This is a genomic window from Mycobacterium sp. E136 (assembly GCF_001666865.1).
Lineage (GTDB): Bacteria > Actinomycetota > Actinomycetes > Mycobacteriales > Mycobacteriaceae > Mycobacterium.
This window is the reverse complement of sequence record NZ_LZJE01000391.1, coordinates 1-1,710: the sequence shown is the minus strand read 5'-3', so window position 1 is coordinate 1,710 and position 1,710 is coordinate 1. Positions and strand designations below refer to the sequence as shown.

The 1,710-nt window shown below is 70.3% G+C and carries 2 protein-coding genes and 1 pseudogene; 1 reads left to right on the top strand and 2 read right to left on the bottom strand.

The annotated features are described in order from the left end of the window. The coding region (locus A5698_RS26555; protein WP_197506907.1) for a nucleoside hydrolase at positions 1-587 on the top strand (587 nt) is incomplete at its 5' end. Here the strand turns inward: A5698_RS26555 and A5698_RS28285 are convergent. Next, positions 580-810, bottom strand: coding sequence for a DUF6480 family protein (locus tag A5698_RS28285; RefSeq protein WP_084792640.1), 231 nt, complete (start codon positions 808-810; stop codon positions 580-582). The genes A5698_RS26555 and A5698_RS28285 overlap by 8 nt on opposite strands. 29 nt (positions 811-839) lie before the next feature. Then, positions 840-1,710, bottom strand: a pseudogene (locus A5698_RS26550) (DNA polymerase Y family protein); the annotation flags it as partial.

Sequence of the window (1,710 nt, the reverse complement as noted above, 5' to 3'; positions counted from 1 at the left end):
AGGGCGCGTTCGACTACCGCGGCAACACGACCCCGGTCGCCGAGTGGAACATCAGCGTGGACCCCGAAGCCGCGGCCGAGGTGTTCGCCAACTGGACCGTCGCGTGGGGTGACGAGAAGCCCGCACACCTGCCGATCGTGTTGGGCCTGAACCTGACCGAACACATCGCGATGACACCCGCGCTGTTGAATCGGCTCGCGGAGAAGGCCGGCGCGACATCGGTGGCGATGAGCGTCTCCGACGACCGCGGCACCCGATCGGCGTCGGACAACCCGCTCATCGCGGCACTCGAGGACGCCATGCGGTTCTACTTCGAGTTCCACTTCGACCAGGGCGAGGGCTATCTCGCGCACCTGCACGACCCGCTGGCCGCGGCGGTGGCACTCGGTCCCGACCTCGTCAGTTACCGGGCGACCACCGTCGACGTCGAACTCACGGGCACACTGACGCGCGGCATGACCATCGCGGACTGGAGCAACCGCTGGGGACGGGAACCCAACGCACTCATCGGGGTTGACGTCGATCCCGCCGCGTTCTTCGACCGGTTCATCGCGCGCGTCGGCGCGTTCGCCGCGACGGTCAGGTGAAGAACACGCCGACAACGACGGCCAGGAACAACAGCAGGAATATCGCGACCGCGATGACGCTGACCACGGCCGTCGCCGTCCACCGGCGCCGAGGCCGGGATTCGACGGCACCCACACCGGAGGTCTGATCTGAGTCGGGCGGTGTGGCCCCTGGCGGCACTCCGCCACCAGGCTCGAGGTCGGGGGTTTCGGCCGGTTCTGGATCGGGCGGTATGGCGGTCATTGGTGTGCGGGTACCCCGTCACGCGGTCGTCATTCATAAATACCTTCGACGTACCACCGGCGCTGGCGGTAACACAGCAGCAGGGCCTGCCCCGGCCGGGCGTCACGCGAGGACCCGTCGAGCAGCACCTGTGCGCGGGCGGTGCGGCCCGCCTTGCTGCCTTCCGGATCCCACCACCGCTCGTCGACCGGCCAGGGTCCCGCCCACCAGGCCAATCTGCCTGCCTTGACCACATTGCCCGGTGTGTCCAACCGCGCCGGGTCGGTGGAGAACAGGCCGCGTGCGGTCACTCGCACCGGTCGGCCGTCGGCGTCGAACAACTCGACCGGATCGTCGAGCAGCACGGTCGGCGACGGTTCGGGCAGTTGCCCGGGCCACGGCTGACGGGGATCGGCGCGCGGCACCGGCTCATCGCCCAGTGGAGTGAGTGTGATGCGTTCGGCGGGCCCCCGGCCGCCGCTGAGCACCGGCACCTGCACCGCCTCCGGTCCGAGCAGACCCTGCACGCGCACCAGCGCGCGACGGGCACGCAGCCGATCCTCTTCGCCAACCCCGCCCCACAGCGGCAGCTGCAGCGCCTCGGCCGACACCACCTCCACCGGGCGCAACCGGATTACCGTGATGGGCGCGGTGGGCCTGTCGTTCGGATTGCGCCTGTTCAGCCAGCCGTCGAGCTGCCAACGCACCCGGTCGGCGGTGGCGTCCTCGGTCAGCGGTTCGGCGCAGCGCCAAACCCGTTCCAGCTCTTCACCATTGGCGGTGCGGGCGTGGATGGCCAGCCGCGTGCAGCCCACACCGGACGCGGCTAGGGTGCGGTGCAGGTCGGCGGCCAGGGACCGGCCCGCGAAGGCCGCGGCGTCCACCCGGTCGATCGGCGGATCACAGTCCATGACGGCGTCG